Below are 19,116 nucleotides of genomic sequence, written 5' to 3' on the forward strand. Positions count from 1 at the left end.
AGATCCACTCTGGCCCCGGGGGAGCGGCCGCTCGCCGCTATGTGATGTGAATCACTTGGCGGACAGCACGACGTCCTTGATGATGATCGGGTTCTTGGGCGCGGTGGAGCCGCCGTCGCCGGTCACGTCGTCCTGGTTGACGATGAAGCCGCCCGCGGCGACCTTGTCGATGACCTCCATGCCGCTGGTGACCATGCCGAGCACCGAGTAGGCCGGGTCGAGCTGGGCGTTCTCGTTCGTCGTCGAGATGGCGAACTGGCTGGAGTTCTGGCCCTGCGAGTCGGTGGGCTGGGTCAGGAAGACCACGCCCCTGGTGTACGGCATGGCGCCGGCGGCCTCGTCGCCGAAGACGTAGCCCGCGGTGCCCTGGCCGTCGGTGGGGTTCTTGCCGTCGGCGAGCGCCTTCGGGTCGCCGCACTGCAGCAGGCCCACGCCGGAGTTCTCCGGCGTCACCAGGCGGTGGCACTTGGTGTTGTCGAAGAAGTTCTTCTTGGCCAGGAACGCCATCGAGTTGATCGTGCACGGCGTCATCTTCGGGTCCACCTCGATCACGATGTCGCCGTGGTTGGTGCGCACGGTCATCGTCTTGATCTTCATGGTGGCGGCCGACGGCTTCTTCGGCGGGAAGCCGACGAACTTCTTCGGGACGTCCTGGGTGTCCTTGGTGTAGGAGCAGCTGATCGGCCCCGTCCTCGGGGTGAAGGACGGCTCCGGCTCCGACGAGGTGCTCGCCGAGGCCGACGGGGACGGCGTGGAGGCCGCCGAGACGTTCTCGGCCTTGCCGCCGAAGAGGGTGGTCGCGGCCACGATGCCGCCCGCCACGAGGACCACGGCCACGCCGGCGCCGATGAAGGTGTTGCGCCGGCCCTTGGCGTTCTCCTCAGCCGCGCGACGCGCCTGCCGCTCCTTGTGCTCTCGCGCCAGTTCGTTCTGGCGGTCGTCGCCGCTCACGGGTATGTCCTCCACTTTTGCCGACACATGACCAAACAACTCCGCGAATGCTACCGGCCACTGAATGTGGTGTACGTAAGTGACAGAAGTGACGGGAACCAGATGGTTGCGGCAAACGTAGTTGAATTGAGAACGGAGTGCTGCCATGTTCGACCAGATCCTCGGGCTGCCCGCCCACCCCCTGATCATCCATTTCACCGTCGTGCTGACACCGCTGCTCGTGGCCGTGTCCGTGGTCTACGCGCTGGTGGCCCGCTGGCGCCCGCACCTGGCCTGGGCGGTGGCAGGGCTGTCGGTGGCCGCGCCGGCCGCCGTCTTCGCCGCCTGGCGCAGCGGGCTGCGGCTGAAGCAGGTCCGCTTCGCCGACGTCGACGGCGTGCTGGGCGAGCGCCTGACCACCCACCAGAGCTTCGCCGTACCCCTGCTGATCTCCACCGTCGCGCTCGGCGTGCTCTCCTTGCTGCTGGTCTTCGCCGCCCGCAACAAGACGGTGGCCATGGTCCTGTCCGGGCTGACGGTGGCGGCCGCCATGGTCTCGGCGTACTACGTCTTCCGCGCGGGCGACTCGGGAGCGAGAGCGGTGTGGAGCCTGTAGTCTCGATTTGTGGATAGCCTGTTCGATTCGGCGGCGGAGGAGGCGACGCCGCAGCCCCTGGCGGTGCGCATGCGCCCGCGCACGCTCGACGAGGTCATCGGCCAGCGGCACCTGCTCGGCCCGGGCACGCCGCTGCGCAGGCTGGTCGAGAGCGAAGCGCCGATGTCGCTGTTCCTGTGGGGGCCGCCGGGCACGGGCAAGACCACGCTGGCCTACGTCGTCTCCAACGTCACCCAGCGCCGCTTCGTGGAGATCTCCGCCGTCTCGGCCGGCGTCAAGGACGTGCGCGCCGCCATCGACAACGCCCGGCGCGAACTCGGCATGAGCGGCCGCCAGACCGTGCTCTTCGTCGACGAGGTCCACCGCTTCAACAAGGCCCAGCAGGACGCGCTGCTGCCCGCGGTGGAGAACCGCTGGGTCACCTTCATCGGCGCCACGACCGAAAACCCGTACTTCTCGGTCATCTCCCCGCTGCTGTCCCGCTCGCTGCTGCTGACGCTCGAGTCGCTGTCCGACGACGACATCCGCGCCGTCCTGGAGCGCGCCGTCGCCGAGGAGCGCGGCCTGGGCGGGCGCGCGAGCCTGGCCCCCGAGGCCCTCGACCATCTGGTACGGCTGGCGGGCGGCGACGCCCGGCGCTCCCTGACCTACCTGGAGGCCGCGGCGCTGCTGGCCGACGACATCACCGTCGAGGTCGTGGAGAAGGCGGTGGACAAGGCGGCCGTGCGCTACGACCGCCAGGGCGACCAGCACTACGACGTCATCAGCGCCTTCATCAAGTCGATGCGCGGCTCCGACGCCGACGCCGCCCTCCACTACCTCGCCCGCATGATCGAGGCGGGGGAGGACCCGCGCTTCATCGCCCGCCGCATCGTCATCTTCGCCTCCGAGGACGTCGGCCTGGCCGACCCCACCTGCCTGCAGACCGCGGTGGCCGTCGCCCAGGCCGTCCAGCTCATCGGCCTGCCCGAGGGGCAGATCAACCTCGCCCACGCGGTCATCCACTGCGCGCTGGCGCCCAAGTCCAACGCCGTGGTCAAGGCCATCGGCGCCGCCGCGGCAGACGTGCGCAAGGGCCTCATCGGCCAGGTGCCCGGCCATCTGCGCGACGCCCACTACCCGGGCGCGGCCAAGCTCGGCCACGGCGACGGCTACAAGTACCCGCACGACTTCGACCACGGCCTGGTCCGCCAGGACTACGCGCCCGAGCAGGTGCGTTCGCGGCGCTACTACGAGCCCACCAAACACGGCGCGGAGGGGCCCGTCGCCGAGCGCTGGGCCAAGATCCGCGCCTTCCTGCGAGGGGAGTGAGCCGCGTGCACGGCACCCTGCACCACGTGGAGTTGTGGGTCGACTCGCTGGAGGAGGCCCTGCCGGGCTTCGCCTGGCTGTTCGCCCGGCTGGGCTACACCGAGTTCCAGAGCTGGGAGGGCGGGCGGTCGTGGCTGCTCGGGGGCACCTACATCGTGGTCGAGGAGTCGCCCGCCCGGGTCGCCGGCCGCCATGACCGCATGCGCGCCGGGCTCAACCACCTGGCCTTCCACGTCGAGGACCCCGACGTGCTGGCCAAGGAGGCCGGGGAGCACGGCTGGACGCTGATGTTCGCCGACCGTCACCCCTACGCGGGCGGGGCTCAGCACCACGCCGCCTACCTGGAGAACTCGGCGGGCTTCGAGGTCGAACTGGTCCGCTCGGCGGGCTGACCCCCGGCCGTTCCGAAGGCCGGAACGACGGCGGGCGCGGGCGTGATGCCCTCGGCTGTCCGGCGGACGCGATAGGGTCTTGGCGTTCCGGCCCAGCGTAAGAGGGAGATGAGCGGAGTGCTTACCGCTGGAGAGGTTGCCGGGCTGATCGCCGCCACGGGCTGGATAGTCCTGGTCTGCGTGCTGGCCATGGTGCTCGTCAAGCTCGCCCGCCTGCTCACCGAGACCACCAAGATGGTCTCCGACCTGAACGAGCGGGTGGTGCCGTTGCTCGAAGACGTCACGCTCACGGTCAACGAGACCAACCGGCAGCTCGTCGCGGTCGAGGCGATCACCAAGGACGTCAAGCAGGTCAGCTCCCACGCCGCCAAGCTCAGCGCGATCACGGAGACCGTCTTCACCGGGCCGCTGATCAAGATCTCGGCGCTCAGCCACGGCGTGCGCAGGGCGATCCAGGCTCGCCGCCCGCGCCGTCAGGTGGGGCGGGAGAAATGATCCGCCGCCTGTTCTACCTGTCGCTCGGGGCGCTGACCGCCGTCTGGGTGATGCGCCGGCTGCAGGCCCTGCATCCCAACCATGTCGCTCGCCGTACCGCAAACCATGCGACAAGGCTCCTTGAGCAGGTGAGAGACTTTACCTCGGACGCGCTCGGCGAGGCCGCCGAGCGCGAAACCGTGTTGCGGGCCCGCTTCGGGCTCAGCGACCCTGACAACCACCACTGAACAGCAAAGGATGGCTGATATGGAGTCGGCAGAAATCGCTCGCCGCTTCCTGCGCTTCTTCGAGGAGCGTGGGCACAAAGTAGTGCCCTCGGCCAGCCTGATCGCCGAAGACCCCACGTTGCTGCTGGTACCTGCGGGCATGGTCCCGTTCAAGCCGTACTTCCTGGGGCAGCGCAAGCCTCCGGCGGCCCGGCTGGCCAGCGTGCAGAAATGTGTGCGCACGCCCGACATCGAAGAGGTCGGCAAGACCACGCGGCACGCGACCTTCTTCCAGATGCTCGGCAACTTCTCCTTCGGCGACTACTTCAAGGAGCAGGCGATCCCCTTCGCCTGGGAGCTGCTGACCGGCGCCGAGTCCGACGGGGGCTTCGGCTTCCCCGAGGAGAAGCTCTGGGTCACGGTCTTCCTCGACGACGACGAGGCGATCGACATCTGGCACAACAAGGTCGGCGTGCCGATGGAGCGCATCCAGCGCCGCGGCCTGGAGGACAACTACTGGCACATGGGCGTGCCCGGTCCCGGCGGCCCCTGCTCGGAGATCTACTACGACCGCGGCCGTGAGTACGGCAGGGACGGCGGCCCGGTCGCCGACGAGGACCGTTACCTCGAGGTCTGGAACAACGTCTTCATGCAGTACCAGCTCAGCGCGGTGCGCACGAAGACCGACTTCGACGTCGCGGGCGAGCTGCCGGCCAAGAACATCGACACCGGCATGGGCCTGGAGCGCATGGCCACGATCCTGCAGGGCGTCGACAACCTCTACGAGATCGACACCACCTACAAGATCCTCGACAAGGCCGCCGATCTCACCAAGACCCGCTACGGCCGCGACGCGCGCGCCGACGTGAGCCTGCGCGTCATCGCCGACCACGTCCGCACCGGCACCATGCTGGTCGCCGACGGCGTCGCGCCGAGCAACGAGGGCCGCGGCTACGTCCTGCGCCGCATCCTGCGCCGCTCCATCCGCAACCTGCGCCTGCTGGGCTCCGGCGAAGAGCGCTACATGCACGAGCTCACCGCGGTCACCATCGACGCGATGGGCGAGACCTACCCCGAGCTCAAGGTGGACGCGCCGCAGATCCACGCGGTCATCGACGCCGAGGAGGCATCCTTCCTCGGCACGCTGCGCACCGGCACCGCCATCTTCGACGTCGCGGTCGAGGAGACCAAGCGCAAGTCCGGCAGCACGCTCTCCGGCGACCAGGCATTCCAGCTCCACGACACCTACGGCTTCCCCATCGACCTCACCCTGGAGATGGCGGCCGAGCAGGGGCTCAAGGTCGACGAGGACGGCTTCCGCCGCCTGATGAAGGAGCAGCGGGAGCGCGCCAAGGCCGACGCCAAGGCCAAGAAGACCGGCAACGCCGACATCTCCATCTTCGGCACCCTGCTGGAGAAGGCGGGCAAGGTCGACTTCCTCGGCTACGACGCCACCGAGGCCGACTCCACCATCATCGGCATCCTGGTCGACGGCGGCACCGTCCCGGTCGCGGGCAAGGGCACCACGGTCGAGGTCGTGCTGGGCCGTACCCCCTTCTACGCCGAGGGCGGCGGCCAGCTCGCCGACCAGGGCGTCATCCGCACGGCGGGCGGCGAGGTCGAGATCCTCGACGTGCAGTCGCCGCTCGGCGGCCTCGTCGTGCACCGCGGCCGGGTCCGCGAGGGCGAGATCAGGGTCGGCGACGAGGCACAGGCCGAGATCGACGTCGAGCGCCGCCGCGCGATCTCCCGCAGCCACAGCGCCACCCACCTGGTGCACCGCGGCTTCAAGAACGCGCTCGGCGAGACCGCGGCGCAGGCCGGCTCCGAGAACTCCCCGGGCCGCTTCCGCTTCGACTTCACCGCCGCCGGCGCCGTGCCGGCCAGCGTGCTGCGCGACGTCGAGGACGAGGTCAACGCCGTCCTCATCAACGACCTCAAGGTCAACGCCTTCTACACCACGCAGGCCGAGGCGCGGGCGATGGGCGCGCTGGCGATGTTCGGCGAGAAGTACGGCGACGAGGTGCGCGTCGTCGAGATCGGCGACTACTCCCGCGAGCTGTGCGGCGGCACCCACGTCCACAGCTCCGGCCAGCTCGGCCTGGTCAAGGTGCTCGGCGAGCAGTCCGTCGGCGCGGGCGTGCGCCGCGTCGAGGCGCTGGTCGGCATCGACGCCTTCCGCTTCCTGGCCAAGGAGAGCCTGCTCGTGGCCCAGCTCACCGAGCAGCTCAAGGCCCGCCGCGAAGAGCTGCCCGAGCGCGTCGAGGGCATCGTCTCCCGGCTGCGCGCGGCCGAGAAGGACCTGGAGAAGCTGCGCTCGGCGCAGGTGCTCCAGATCGCCGGCGAACTCGCCACGCAGGCCCGTGACCTGCAAGGAGTCTCCTTCGTGGCGCACCGCGCGCCTGATGGAACCGGCCCCGACGATCTGCGTAAGCTCGCGCTTGATGTGCGTGGCAGGTTCCCGGCCGACCGCCCGGCGATCGTCGTGATCGCCGGAGCTCCCTCCGAGCGGCCGGTCGTGGTTGCCGCAGTCAACGAGGCGGGACGCGAGCGTGGTCTCAAGGCCGGGCGACTGGTCGGCGTCGCCGCCAAGGCACTTGGGGGTGGCGGTGGCGGCAAGGACGACGTCGCGCAGGGCGGCGGCACCGACGTGGCGGCGATCGACGAGGCGCTGCAGGCCGTCGAGCGCTCCATCGGTGAGCAGCTCACCTGAGATGAGGTTCGGCACCAGACTCGGCGTCGACGTCGGGTCCGTACGCATCGGCGTGGCCCGCAGCGACCCATCCGGTCTGCTGGCCACGCCGGTTGAAACCGTCAAACGCGGCAAGGGCGATCTCACCAGGATCGCGGCGATCGCCGCCGAGCACGAGGCGATCGAGGTGATCGTGGGGCTGCCCACGTCGCTGTCTGGCCGCGAGGGGCAGGCCGCCGAACTGGCCCGGGCCTTCGCGCGGGAGCTCGCCGTACGGCTGGCGCCCACGCCGGTCCGGCTCTTCGACGAGCGGCTGACCACGGTCGCCGCCCAGCAGGGGCTGCGGGCCAGCGGCGTCAAGGCCAAGAAGCAGCGCGGGGTCGTCGACCAGGCGGCCGCCGTCGTGCTGTTGCAGGACGCGCTCGACCGTGAGCGCGCCACCGGCGAACCGCCGGGCAGACCCGTCGATCCGCCGCAAGCGGCGGACGACGGGCCTGCCCGGTGACCGGGCCCGCACACCCGGCAGGAGCCGGTCCGGAGCCCCGGGCCGGCGACGAGCCGTCCGGCTCCGCCTCCGCCCGGGAGGACGATCAGGAAGGCGAGGCGGGCCTGTTCTCGCCTGAGCGGGGGGAGGTCACCCCGGTTCCTCCTGTGCTGGAGGGCGGTGTCCAGGTTCCTCCCGTGCTGGAGGGCGGTGTCCAGGTTCCTCCAGCTCCGAAGGGTGGTGTTCCTGTTGCTCCTATGGGAGAGGGCGGTGTTCCGGTTGCTCCCGAGGGAGAGGGCCGTGGCCCGGTTGCTCCCGAGCGGGAGGGCGGTGTGGCCTTGCCCGGTTCCGGGCAGGGTGCGGGGCCGTTCGTCCCTGAACAGGGGGCCTCGTCCCAGGGTCTGGCCGTGGACGGGTGGCCCGCTGCGGGCCGAGCCGGTGGCCTCGCGGGAGCGGTGCCGCCCCAAGGGGGAGCCCCCTGGCCTGGCAGGGCGCCGCGCTCCGATGGGGACGGCGGTTCGCCTCAGCAGGGTGCCGCCTCCGGTGACGAGGTCTTCGGCGGCGAGGTCGGGTGGGAGCCGCTGGGCGCCGGCCTGAGGAGTCCCTGGGAATCGGACGGGCCGGACGGCGGCGAGGAGACGGCTCCGCTGCCGGTTCATCCCGGCACTTCCTGGCGGGCCAAGGGCCTGCTGGTGGCCGGGGTCGCGGTGTCGATGGTGGCGGCGGGCGCCGGCGGCTACCTGGTGGCCAGGCCGTACCTGATGCCTGAGGACTTCGAGGGGCAGGGCAGCGGCGCGGTCACCGTGCGCATTCTGCCCGGCGCCAGCGCGGGAGAGGTCGGGGCGACGCTGACCTCGGCGGGCGTGGTGGCGAGCGTGCGGTCGTTCATCAACGCCACCGAGCAGAAGGCGGTGGCCGAGCACCTGCGTCCCGGGCACTTCCGGATGCGCAAGGGGATGGCCGCCGGCGCGGCCGTGGACATGTTGCTGCGGCCGGAGACGCGCGTGGTCACGAGGGTGTCGGTGCCGGAGGGGATGCGGGCGGAGGAGGTGTTCCTGCGCCTGGCCAGGCTGGGCGGGCTGTCGCTGGAGGAACTGCGCTCGATCGACACCGAACTGCTGGGGTTGCCGGAGTACGCCAGGGGGGTGGAGGGGTTCCTGTTCCCGGCAACCTACGAGATCGAGCCGGGCTCCACGGTCGCCGACGTGCTGGCGGCGATGGTGGCCAGGTTCACGGCGGCGGCCAAGGACGTCAGACTGGCCGAGAGGGCGCCGGAGGTGAACCTCACGCCGCTGGAGGTGGTGACGGTGGCCAGCATCGTGGAGGCCGAGGGCGGCAGGGACGCCGACTATCCGAAGATCGCCAGGGTGATCTACAACCGGATGGAGCAGGGGATGCCGTTGCAGATGGACAGCACGGTGACCTACGCCCAGAGCCGCCGGACGTTGAAGGTGTCGGTGAAGGACACGCGGGTGCGCTCGCCGTACAACACCTACCTGCGCGCGGGGCTGCCGCCGGGGCCGATCGCCAATCCCGGGGAGAAGGCGCTGATGGCGGCTTTGAACCCTGCCAAGGGTGATTGGTACTGGTTTGTCACCACCAATCCGACGCATAGAATCACGAAATTCACCGATAAAGAGAGCGAGTTCGTGAGATACCGGGAAGAGCTGAACGAATACCTCGGGACCAACTGATGCTCGTCGGGACACCCCCCACCCCGCAGGGGCTGCCCCTGCGCCGCCCAGCAGAAGGGGCACGCGCACTGCCGGCGTCCCCTAGCATGGTCACCCAGAGTAATCGCCGCTGGTCATCTGCGTATGGCCGGTGGTCTCCCCTGTTTCGCTCGGTAACCTCCGCCGGTCTTGACGTCAGGCCGGTCATACCGGGAGATTGGCCAGCGCAGCTATGAACGAACTCGACGACATGGACTTCCTTCTCGGCTCGGACGACGACAACGGCCGTTCGCGCCGCCAGAGGGGCAACGGCCGTCGCGGTCGCCGCCGTCGCCGCCGCCGTAACCGCGGCGGATTCCTGGCGCCGCTGCTCGCGATCATCGTCCTGCTCGGCATCGTGGGCGGTGGTGGCTACTACGGCTATCTCTGGCTCAGTGACCGCCTCGTGCCCGAGGACTTCCCGGGCCCCGGCAGCGGCGAAGTCGCCCTGGAGATCAAATCCGGGCAGACTGCCACGGACGTCGCCGAGGAGCTGGTGCGCCTGGGCATCATCAAGGACTCGCGCGCCTTCGTCAACGCCATCACCAACTCCGGCAAGAGCGCCTCGCTGGTCCCCGGCCACTACACGCTGCGCAAGCAGATGCGCGCCGCCGACGCCGTCACCGAACTCGACTCGGGCAACCGGCAGTTCAACCAGGTGACGCTGAAGGAGGGCCTGCGCCTGTCCGACACGATCGCGACGCTGGCCAAGGAGACCAAGATCCCGGTCAAGGACCTGACCGCCGCGGCCAAGAAGACCAAGGACCTCGGCCTGCCCGCCTACGCCAAGGGCAACCTCGAGGGCTACGCCTTCCCGGCGACGTACCAGTTCCCGCCCAAGGCGACGGCCGGTGACGTCTTCACCAAGATGGTCGACCGCTTCAAGGAGACCGCCGACCGCACCGGCCTGGAATCGGGAGCCAAGGCGCTCGGCCGTACCCCGGGCGAGATCGTGATCATCGCCAGCATCATCCAGGCCGAGGCCGGACGCCAGGAGGACATGGGCAAGATCTCCCGTGTCATCTACAACCGCCTGAACCGCAATCCGGAGATGAAGCTGCAGATGGACAGCACGGTCATGTACGCGCTGGGCAAGTACGGCACCGCCGCCACCTTCGAGGAGGCGAAGACGCCGTCGCCGTACAACACCTACAAGCACCTCGGCCTGCCGCCCGGCGCCATCTCCAGCCCGGGCGACCACGCGATCGAGGCGGCGCTCAACCCGACCGAGGGCACGTGGCTGTTCTTCGTCGCCACCGACCCGAACAACAGCCGGGTCACCAAGTTCGCCACCACGGAGGCCGAACGCCAGAAGCTCCTTCAGGAGTACAAGGCCAACGGCGGCTGACCCGGGCGGCGGTAGGGTCCTGTGGCGGACAAGGAGGGTTTCATGCGTGCCGCGGTTCTCGGGTCGCCGATCGCCCATTCGCTCTCGCCGTACCTGCACAGGGCGGCCTACCAGGCGATGGGCCTGACCGGATGGACGTACGAGGCGTTCGAGTGCGACGAGGCCGCGCTGCCCGGGCTGCTGGAGGGGACGATCCGCCCGGTGCGCGGGCCGGACGGCGCCGGCGACCGGGCGTGGGCCGGCCTGTCGCTGACGATGCCGCTCAAGCGGGCCGTCCTGCCCTTGCTGGACAGCGTCTCCGACCTGGCGGTCGAGGTGGGCGGGGCCAACACGGTCGTCTTCCGCGACGGCGCCGCGCACGGGGAGAACACCGACGTCCACGGCATCGAGCGGGCCCTGGCCGAGGCGGGCGTCCCCACGCCGGGCTCGGCCCTGGTGCTGGGCGGCGGCGCGACGGCGGCCTCGGCCCTGGCGGCGCTGCGGAACCTGGGCCTGGACCACGTGACGCTGGCCGTACGCGAGCCGGGCCGGGCGGCGGAGACGGCCGCGGTGGCCGGACGCCTCGGGGTGGGGCTGCGGGTGGAGACGCTGGACAAGCTGGAGCCGCTGCTCGGGGTGGACCTGGTGGTCTCGACCCTGCCCGGGTCGGCCGCCGACGTCCATGCCGCGACGCTGGCCGGGGTTCCGGCGCTGTTCGACGTGGTCTACGCGCCGTGGCCCACGGCGGCGGCCCGGAGCGTGCGGGCGGCGGGCGGGCGCGTGGTGGGCGGGTTCGCGATGTTGCTGCATCAGGCGGTGCGCCAGGTGGAGCTGATGACCGGCCACGCGGACGTCCCCGTGGAGGCCATGCGCGCCGCCGGCGAGGTGGAGATCCTGCGGCGGATCGGTCACCGATAGCGACACGCGCATCACGGATCGGCCCGGGATGATTCGAGGAACCCGCAGTGTTGTGGTAACGTAACTCCCTGATCGGTCCGGCATGCCTTGCTGGACGCGCAAGCGGAGGTCTCCCTCCCACCCGAGTTGCCGAGAGGCGGCCGGGTCCAGGATCACGCCGGACTACTCCGGGGAGCTTACGGCCACGAAGCCGACGAGCTCAGTGGCCCCGCATGCGCGACGTGCGGGGCTTTTCGCATGTCAGCCATGCGGAGCTCCCCGGCACGACGAGCACGTAGGGATCGCGAACCTAGGAGGCCCCATCAGCACTGAGCCCCGCATCAACGAGCGTATCCGAGTTCCCGAGGTTCGCCTCGTGGGCCCGAACGGCGAGCAGGTAGGCATCGTCTCCATCCACGACGCCCTGAAGCTCGCCCAGGAGGCCGACCTCGACCTCGTCGAGGTCGCGGCCACGGCTCGACCGCCCGTGTGCAAGCTCATGGACTACGGCAAATTCAAGTACGAGTCCGCGATGAAGGCGCGCGAGGCGCGCAAGAATCAGGCGCACACGATCATCAAGGAGATCAAGCTCCGGCCGAAGATCGACCCGCACGACTACGAGACCAAGAAGGGTCACGTGGTGCGGTTCCTCAAGGCGGGAGACAAGGTCAAAGTCACGATCATGTTCCGCGGACGCGAGCAGTCGCGGCCCGAGCTGGGCTTCCGGCTCCTGCAGAAGCTGGCCGAGGACGTGACGGAGCTCGGCTTCGTCGAGTCCCAGCCCAAGCAGGACGGCCGAAACATGATCATGGTGATCGGTCCGCACAAGAAGAAGGCCGAGGCCAAGGCCGAGAAGGCGGCGGCCAAGGCACAGCGTGGCAGCGAGGAGCCTTCCGAGCAGGAGGAGCCTTCCGCACAGGAAGCGTGACCCGCGGTTCGGGTTAGCCTTACTCGACACCCCGAACAGCCACCGCCAGACGAAGACGCCGCGACCGGGTCGGTCCGCACCGACCCGGCTACCGGCACGGACGAATTGAGGGAGAGACGGCGAGATGCCGAAGATGAAGACGCACAGCGGTGCGAAGAAGCGGTTCCGGCTCACCGGCACCGGCAAGGTCAAGCGCCGTCGTGCTGCCCGCGCGCACTACAACGAGTGGAAGTCGTCCACGCTGACGCGCCGTCTCAAGAACGAGGTCGTCGTCTCCGACAACGACGTGAAGAAGATCAAGAAGCTGCTCGCTAAGTAGCGCAAACCCCCGGGGAGATACAACATGGCACGCGTGAAGCGGGCGCTCAACGCCAAGAAGAAGCGCAAGGTCGTCCTCGAGCGGGCTGCCGGCTACCGTGGTCAGCGGTCGCGGCTCTACCGCAAGGCCAAGGAGCAGATGCTCCACTCGATGACGTACGCCTACCGGGACCGCAAGGACCGTAAGGGTGCGTTCCGCCGTCTGTGGATCCAGCGGATCAACGCCGCCGCCCGTCAGAACGGCATCACCTACAACCGCCTGATCCAGGGGCTGCGGCTGGCCAGCATCGAGGTCGACCGCAAGATCCTCGCCGACCTCGCGGTGAACGACAGCCAGACCTTCGCCACGCTCGTCGAGGCCGCCAAGAAGGCGCTGCCGGCGAACGTGAACGCCCCGGCCGCGGGCTGAGGTCTCGATTGAAGGGGCCCACCTCAGGTGGGCCCTTTTTGCATGGCCTTTCGCGCGCCTTTCGCGCGGGCTTTTTGCATGGGTACGGCAGAGCACAGGGGGACCGGCATGGAGCTGACCAACGTCAAGTCGCCACGGGTCAAGGCGGCCAGGCGGCTGGCCAAGCGCTCCTTCCGTGAGCAGGACCGCAAGTTCCTGGCGGAGGGCCCGCAGGCGGTGCGCGAGGCGCTCAGGCTCGACGGCGTGGCGCTGGAGCTGTTCGCCACCGCCGAGGCCGGGCAACGCCACCCCGAGCTCGTCGCCGAGGCGCTCGAGCGGGGCCTGCCGGTGCACCGGGCCAGCGGCGAGGTGATGGCCGAGCTGTCGCAGACGGTCACCCCGCAGGGCCTGCTGGCCGTCTGCCGGTTCGTGCACGTCCCGCTGGAGGAGGCGCTGGAGGGGGACGCGCGCCTGGTGGCGGTGCTGGCGCACGTGCGCGATCCGGGCAACGCCGGGACCGTGATGCGGGCGGCCGACGCCGCGGGGGCCGGTTCCGTGGTGTTCACCGACGCTTCGGTGGACCCCTACAACGGCAAGTGCGTGCGGGCCAGCGCGGGCAGCCTGTTCCACCTGCCGGTGGTGATCGGCAGCCCGGTGGCGGCAGCCGTACGCGAGCTGAAGGGGCGGGGGCTGCGGGTGCTGGCGGCCGACGGGGCCGGGGAGCGCACGCTGGACGACGTGGACCTGTCCGGGCCGACCGCGTGGATCTTCGGCAACGAGGCGTGGGGATTGCCGGAAGAGGTGCGGGCGCTGGCCGACGAGGTCGTCCGGGTGCCCATTTACGGGCAGGCGGAGAGCCTGAACCTGGCCACCGCGGCAGCAGTGTGTCTCTACGCGTCCGCACGCGCTCAGCGGGTGCCCTAGGGGCGCGGAAACCCGCTATTGTCGGCCTTGTAGTCGAGGAGGCGGGGTCGTGCACGGCGAAGACAGCGAAGGTCGGGTGGTGGCCTCCGTGTGCACGATCGCCATCGACGATCTTCCTGACGGGCTCATCGTGACCGACCGTTTCGGCCGCGTGCTCGCGCTCAACAGCGCCGCCGCCCGGCTGACCGGGGTGCCGGTGGAGCGCGCGGTCGGGCGGGACATGAACGACGTCTTCCCCTTCCGCGACCACGACGGCCGCGAGTGGTGGAAGGCGCTCGACCCGGAGGGCGGGCTGCGCACCCGCACGCGCGTCCCGGAGCGTCCCCTGCACCTGCCCGGCGGCCAGGAGCTCTACGTCACCGCCCGGCTGGTGCGCGAGCCCGAGCGCTGCGGCGACGTCGAGCGGGTCACGATCGTGCTGCGCGACGGCGGCGCCCGCGCCCGGCTGGAGCGCAGCCGCGCCGACCTGGTCTCGACCGTCGCCCACGAGCTGCGCTCGCCGCTGACCAGCGTCAAGGGGTTCACCGCGACGCTGCTGGCCAAGTGGACGCGCTTCACCGACGAGCAGAAGCGCGTCATGCTCGACACCATCAACACCGACGCCGACCGGGTCACCCGGCTCATCACCGAGCTGCTCGACGTCTCCCGCATCGAGTCGGGGCGCATGGAGGTCCACCGGCAGGTCGTGGACCTGCCCGCGCGGGCCCGCCGGATCATCGCCGGGCGCGTCGCCGCGGGGGAGCCCGAGGACCGCTTCCGGCTCACCGTCTCCGGCCGGCTGCCCGAGATGTGGCTGGACCAGGACAAGATCGACCAGATTCTCGGTAACCTGGTGGAAAACGCTTTGCGGCACGGGCGCGGAACCGTGAGCATTGACGTCCAGGCTGTCGACTATGGAGTAGCCGTGTCTGTGCGCGACCAGGGTGAGGGCATCGAGCCCGAGCTGGCTCCGCGCGTCTTCCGGCAGTTCTGGCGCGGCAACAGCCGCCGGCGCGGCGGCACCGGGCTGGGCCTGTTCATCGTCAAGGGTCTGGTCGAGGCACACGGCGGGACGATCGCCGTGCAGCGTGCTCCCGAAGGCGGAGCGGAGTTTCGATTTATGTTGCCCACCGGCACGCCTGACTTCGCGTAGGTCATCGGCTCCGGTGGGCCAGCACTAGACTCAGTGACGCTCAAGCCCTGGATACGGAGCTCTCTCTTGTCTGACTACGACCCCGTCGAGGTCACGCCCCTGCATGCCGATGAGCTGTCGCGCATGGAGGCCGACGCCGTAGCGGCGATCAAGGCGGCTGACAGTCTCGACGCACTCAAGCAGGTCCGCCTGGCCCACGCCGGCGACCGTTCGCCCATCGCGCTGGCCAACCGCGAGATCGGCGCCCTGCCCCCGGCCGCCCGCGCCGAGGCCGGCAAGCGCATCGGCGCCGTCCGCAAGGCGGTCAACGAGGCGCTGGCCGTACGCCAGGCCGAGCTGGAGGCCGAGCGCGACGCCCGCGTCCTCGTCGAGGAGACCGTCGACGTCACCCTCCCGTGGGAGCGCCGCCCGCAGGGCGGCCGCCACCCGCTGACGCTGATGCAGGAGCGCATCGCCGACACCTTCGTCGCCATGGGCTACGAGGTCGCCGAGGGGCCCGAGCTCGAAGGCGAGTGGTTCAACTTCGACGCGCTCAACATCTCCAAGGACCACCCGGCCCGCTCCGACCACGACACCTTCTTCGTGGAGTCGGCCGAGTCGGGCATGGTGCTGCGCACGCAGACCTCGCCGGTGCAGATCCGCGCGCTGCTGCAGCGCGGCGTGCCGTGTTACGTCGTCTCGCCGGGCAAGACGTTCCGCACCGACGAGCTCGACGCCACCCACACGCCCGTCTTCCACCAGGTGGAGGGCCTGGCGGTGGACGAAGGGCTGACGATGGCGCACCTGAAGGGCACGCTGGACCGCTTCGCCGAGGTCATGTTCGGCGAGGGCATCTCCACGCGCTTCCGGCCGCACTACTTCCCCTTCACCGAGCCGTCGGCGGAGATGGACCTCAAGTGCTTCGTCTGCCGCGGCACCAGCGCGCTGCCCGGCAATCCGCCCTGCCGCACGTGCAAGAGCGAAGGCTGGATCGAGTGGGGCGGCTGCGGCATGGTCAACCCGCGCGTGCTGGTGGCCGGCGGCGTCGACCCGGCCCGCTACAGCGGCTTCGCGTTCGGCATGGGCATCGAGCGCACGCTGATGTTCCGCCACAACGTCGAGGACATGCGCGACATGGTCGAGGGTGACGTCCGTTTCACGCTCCCGTTCGGAATGGAGATCTGATGAAGGCCCCGCTTTCCTGGCTGCGGGAGTACGTCGATCTGCCGCCGGTCACCGCCCACGAGGTCGCCGAGCGGCTGACGGCCGCCGGGCTCAAGCTCGAGCGGATCGTCTCCCACGGCCACGACGTCAAGAACGTCGTCGTCGGCGAGGTCCTGGAGATCGAGGAGCTCACCGGCTTCAAGAAGCCGATCCGCCACTGCAAGGTCGAGGTCGGCGAGGCGACGCCGCGCGAGATCGTCTGCGGCGCCGTCAACTTCGTCGCCGGCGACCGCGTCCCGGTCGTGCTCCCGGGCGGCGTGCTGCCCGGCGGGTTCGAGGTCGGCGCCCGCAAGACCTACGGCCGCCTGTCCGAGGGCATGATCTGCTCCGAGCGCGAGCTCGGCCTGGGCGACGACCACGACGGCATCATGGTGCTGCCGCCGCAGACCCCGATCGGCACCGACGTGGTCGAGCTGCTCGGGCTGCGCGACGACGTGATCGAGCTGGAGATCGACCCCGACGTCAGCTACGCGCTGTCCATGCGCGGCATCGCCCGCGAGGCGGCCATCGCCTTCGACGTGCCCTTCCGCGACCCCGCCGGCCTGCAGCCGCCCGCCGCCACCGAGGAGGCGTGGCCGGCGTGGATCGCCGACGCCACCGCCTGCGACCGCTTCGTGCTGCGCGAGGTGCGCGACTTCGACCCGGCCGCCCAGAGTCCCCTCTGGATGCGGGTACGGCTGACGCGGGCCGGCATGCGGCCGGTGTCGCTGGCCGTCGACATCACCAACTACGTGATGCTGGAGATGGGCCAGCCGCTGCACGCCTTCGACCGGGCCAAGCTGACCGGCGAGATCGTCGTGCGCCGCGCCGAGCCGGGCGAGCGCCTGGAGACCCTCGACCACGTGGTGCGCGAGCTGCACCCCGAGGACATCCTCATCACCGACCAGTCCGGCCCGATCTCCATGGCCGGCACCATGGGCGGCCTGGCCACCGAGATCTCCGGGACGAGCACCGACATCGTCATCGAGGCCGCGCACTTCTCCGCGCCCGGCATCTCGCGCGAGAGCCGGGCCCACAACCTGGTGTCGGAGTCGTCCAAGCGCTTCGAGCGCGGCGTCGACCGCGAGCTGCCCCTGGTCGCCTCCTGGCGGGCGGTGACGATGCTGGCCGAGCTGGGCGGGGCGAGCATCCAGCCGGGCCTGACCCACGCCGAGGTCGAGGTGGACCCGGCCCGCATCGCGATCCCGGCCGCCTACCCCGGTCGGGTGGCCGGCGTGCCGTACCCGAAGGAGACCGTGGTCCGGCGCCTGGAGCAGATCGGCTGCGTGGTCGCCGACGGCGACGACCCGGCGATCCGCCGGGGCGGCGTCGCGCCCACGGCGGTGGTGACCGGCGGCGAGATCGCGGCCAAGCTGGCGGTCACCGGCGCCGACATGATCACCGTGACGCCGCCGTCGTGGCGCACCGACCTGACCGACCCGGCCGACCTGGCCGAGGAGGTCATCCGGCTGGAGGGGTATGCGAACCTGCCGTCGGTGCTGCCCAAGGCTCCGGCGGGCGCCGGTCTGACCGAGCGCCAGCGGCTGCGCAGGCGCGTCGGCCGCAGGCTCGCCGCCGAGGGGTACGCCGAGGTCCTCAGCTACCCGTTCCTCGGCGCGAGCGACCTGGACAACCTGCAGCTGCCCGCGGACGACGCCCGGCGCGTGACCATCCGGCTGACCAACCCGATCTCCGACGACGAGCCGTACATGCGCACCACGCTGCTGCCCGGCCTGCTGAAGACGCTGGTCCGCAACGTGGGCCGGGGCTTCCCGGATGTGGCGTTGTTCGAGTCCGGCCTGGTCTTCCGCCCGAAGCCCGGCGCCGCGGCCGTCGCGCCCGTGTTCGGCGTCGAGCGCGCGCCCACGGCCGACGAGCTCGCCACGCTGGAGGACGCGCTCCCCGCGCAGCCGGAACGGCTGGCCGTCGTGCTGGCCGGTGAGTTCGACCGCTCCGGATGGTGGGGCAAGGGGCGCCAGGCCACCTGGGCCGACGCGATCCAGGCCGCCCGCCTGGCCGCCGCCGAGGCCGGGGTGGAGCTGACGGCCCGCGCCGACCGGCACGAGCCGTGGCACCCCGGCCGCTGCGCCGCCCTGTACGCCGGTGACACGCTCGTCGGCCACGCCGGTGAGCTGCACCCGCGCGTCATAGAGGCGTACGGCCTGCCGCCGCGCACCAGCGCGATGGAACTCGAGCTGACCCGCCTGGAGCCGCAGGGCCCGGTGGAGGCGCCGCCGGTCTCCGCCTACCCGGTCGCCACCCAGGACGTGGCGCTGATCGTCACCGCCGGCACCCCCGAGGCGTCGGTGGCCGCCGCGTTGCGCGATGGGGCGGGGGAGCTGCTGGAGTCGATCCGGCTGTTCGACGTGTACACGGGGGCGCAGGTGGGCGAGGGGAACAAGTCGCTGGCCTACGCGCTGCGCTTCCGGGCACCGGAGCGGACGCTGACGGTGGAGGAGACGACGGCCGCCCGTGACGCGGCGGTGGCACTGGCCGCCGAGCGGGTGGGGGCGCAGTTGCGCGGCGCCTGATCGCTGTCGAAGGGGCGGGTGTCGCGCCCGTCCCTTCAGAGCCGGTCGATCTCGGTGAGGTCGATGTCGATGGCGAAGGGGACGCTCAGCTTGAGCCGGTCGTGGTGGATGCCGGTGACGGCATAGGCGCCGGTCGCTTCGTCGAGTTCGTACACGTGCACGGCTGGCCGCTTGTTCGCACGCTCCACGAGCCAGAAGTGTGTGATACCGGCCTCGGCATAGAGCTGCGGCTTGCGTCGCCGGTCGCGGACCTCGGACTCCGGAGAGACCACCTCGATGATCAGATGGACATCGCGCGCCCAGAAGAACGTCTGCTGATCATCCTGGTCGGCTTCGGTGTTGATGACGCAGAGGTCGGGCTCCGGGCGCTGGCTGGAGCCAAGGACGACGCTCATTTCGCGACGCACGCGGACGTCCTTCGGAGCCTGTCGACGGAGGTTCTCCTCGATCAGAGAGATTGCCCGCATGTGAAAGGAAGCCTGAGGACTCACGAATACCAAGCTTCCATCAAGCAACTCAGTGTGCGCAGGCAAATCCGGAATGCGATCGAGATCCTCCGCGACGAAGCCCCCTGGAGGCGGGAAGACCCAGTCGGGAAGCAATGGTGGCTTTTCAGGCATGTCCGTGCTCACCGCTTCGGCTGTCATGGTC

At 70.4% G+C, this 19,116-nt stretch carries 19 protein-coding genes; 17 read left to right on the forward strand and 2 right to left on the reverse strand.

The genetic code is table 11. The features are described from left to right. Positions 1–51: 51 nt before the first annotated feature. Positions 52–951 (reverse strand): peptidylprolyl isomerase, encoded by a 900-nt coding sequence (locus tag FVE25_RS43255; RefSeq protein WP_157253321.1) that lies wholly within the window; start codon positions 949–951, stop codon positions 52–54. A gap of 145 nt (positions 952–1,096) precedes the next feature. On the opposite strand from FVE25_RS43255, the gene FVE25_RS43260 reads away from it, so the two are divergent. The 17 genes from FVE25_RS43260 (at position 1,097) to FVE25_RS43340 (ending at position 18,465) form a co-directional block, all read left to right on the forward strand. After that, a complete protein-coding gene (locus FVE25_RS43260; protein ID WP_157253322.1) occupies positions 1,097–1,546 on the forward strand; it encodes a DUF2231 domain-containing protein in 450 nt (149 codons plus the stop codon). 69 nt (positions 1,547–1,615) lie between these two features. Continuing rightward, entirely contained in the window at positions 1,616–2,857 is a 1,242-nt protein-coding gene (locus FVE25_RS43265) for a replication-associated recombination protein A (protein WP_246268367.1), read from the forward strand. 5 nt (positions 2,858–2,862) lie between these two features. After that, complete coding sequence (locus FVE25_RS43270; protein WP_246268345.1) at positions 2,863–3,249, forward strand: VOC family protein; 387 nt, start codon at positions 2,863–2,865, stop codon at positions 3,247–3,249. A gap of 108 nt (positions 3,250–3,357) precedes the next feature. Then, positions 3,358–3,744: a DUF948 domain-containing protein gene (locus FVE25_RS43275; protein ID WP_246268350.1), complete on the forward strand. Its 387-nt coding sequence runs from the start codon at positions 3,358–3,360 to the stop codon at positions 3,742–3,744. Continuing rightward, positions 3,741–3,971 (forward strand): hypothetical protein, encoded by a 231-nt coding sequence (locus tag FVE25_RS43280; RefSeq protein WP_157253325.1) that lies wholly within the window; start codon positions 3,741–3,743, stop codon positions 3,969–3,971. The genes FVE25_RS43275 and FVE25_RS43280 overlap by 4 nt, the downstream gene beginning before the upstream one ends. Before the next feature lie 19 nt (positions 3,972–3,990). Then, positions 3,991–6,663, forward strand: coding sequence for an alanine--tRNA ligase (alaS, locus tag FVE25_RS43285; RefSeq protein WP_157253326.1), 2,673 nt, complete (start codon positions 3,991–3,993; stop codon positions 6,661–6,663). A 1-nt stretch (position 6,664) separates the two neighbouring features. Then, on the forward strand, positions 6,665–7,147 hold the full coding sequence (gene ruvX / locus FVE25_RS43290) for a Holliday junction resolvase RuvX (RefSeq protein WP_157253327.1): 483 nt from the start codon (positions 6,665–6,667) through the stop codon (positions 7,145–7,147). 434 nt (positions 7,148–7,581) lie between these two features. Further along, positions 7,582–8,820, forward strand: a complete 1,239-nt coding sequence (gene mltG, locus FVE25_RS43295; protein WP_246268352.1) for an endolytic transglycosylase MltG — start codon at positions 7,582–7,584, stop codon at positions 8,818–8,820. Between the two features lie 211 nt (positions 8,821–9,031). Beyond that, on the forward strand, positions 9,032–10,186 hold the full coding sequence (mltG, locus tag FVE25_RS43300; protein ID WP_157253328.1) for an endolytic transglycosylase MltG: 1,155 nt from the start codon (positions 9,032–9,034) through the stop codon (positions 10,184–10,186). Between the two features lie 42 nt (positions 10,187–10,228). After that, entirely contained in the window at positions 10,229–11,083 is an 855-nt protein-coding gene (locus tag FVE25_RS43305; RefSeq protein ID WP_157253329.1) for a shikimate dehydrogenase, read from the forward strand. 319 nt (positions 11,084–11,402) lie between these two features. After that, positions 11,403–11,990: a translation initiation factor IF-3 gene (gene infC, locus FVE25_RS43310; protein WP_281367969.1), complete on the forward strand. Its 588-nt coding sequence runs from the start codon at positions 11,403–11,405 to the stop codon at positions 11,988–11,990. Positions 11,991–12,114: 124 nt separating this feature from the next. Further along, a complete protein-coding gene (gene rpmI, locus FVE25_RS43315) occupies positions 12,115–12,309 on the forward strand; it encodes a 50S ribosomal protein L35 (RefSeq protein WP_157253330.1) in 195 nt (64 codons plus the stop codon). 24 nt (positions 12,310–12,333) lie between these two features. Beyond that, positions 12,334–12,717, forward strand: a complete 384-nt coding sequence (gene rplT / locus FVE25_RS43320; RefSeq protein WP_157253331.1) for a 50S ribosomal protein L20 — start codon at positions 12,334–12,336, stop codon at positions 12,715–12,717. Positions 12,718–12,825: 108 nt separating this feature from the next. Then, a complete protein-coding gene (locus FVE25_RS43325) occupies positions 12,826–13,620 on the forward strand; it encodes a TrmH family RNA methyltransferase (protein ID WP_157253332.1) in 795 nt (264 codons plus the stop codon). Between the two features lie 49 nt (positions 13,621–13,669). Then, on the forward strand, positions 13,670–14,752 hold the full coding sequence (locus FVE25_RS43330; protein ID WP_157253333.1) for a sensor histidine kinase: 1,083 nt from the start codon (positions 13,670–13,672) through the stop codon (positions 14,750–14,752). A 123-nt stretch (positions 14,753–14,875) separates the two neighbouring features. Continuing rightward, on the forward strand, positions 14,876–15,916 hold the full coding sequence (gene pheS / locus FVE25_RS43335) for a phenylalanine--tRNA ligase subunit alpha (RefSeq protein ID WP_246268369.1): 1,041 nt from the start codon (positions 14,876–14,878) through the stop codon (positions 15,914–15,916). Beyond that, positions 15,916–18,465, forward strand: a complete 2,550-nt coding sequence (locus tag FVE25_RS43340) for a phenylalanine--tRNA ligase subunit beta (RefSeq protein WP_157253335.1) — start codon at positions 15,916–15,918, stop codon at positions 18,463–18,465. The genes pheS and FVE25_RS43340 overlap by 1 nt, the downstream gene beginning before the upstream one ends. A 35-nt stretch (positions 18,466–18,500) precedes the next feature. On the opposite strand, the gene FVE25_RS43345 is transcribed toward FVE25_RS43340, so the two are convergent. After that, a complete protein-coding gene (locus tag FVE25_RS43345) occupies positions 18,501–19,112 on the reverse strand; it encodes a Uma2 family endonuclease (protein WP_343046182.1) in 612 nt (203 codons plus the stop codon). Between the last annotated feature and the right edge of the window lie 4 nt (positions 19,113–19,116).

Origin of the sequence: Nonomuraea typhae (assembly GCF_009760925.1) — a bacterium.
GTDB lineage: Bacteria > Actinomycetota > Actinomycetes > Streptosporangiales > Streptosporangiaceae > Nonomuraea > Nonomuraea typhae.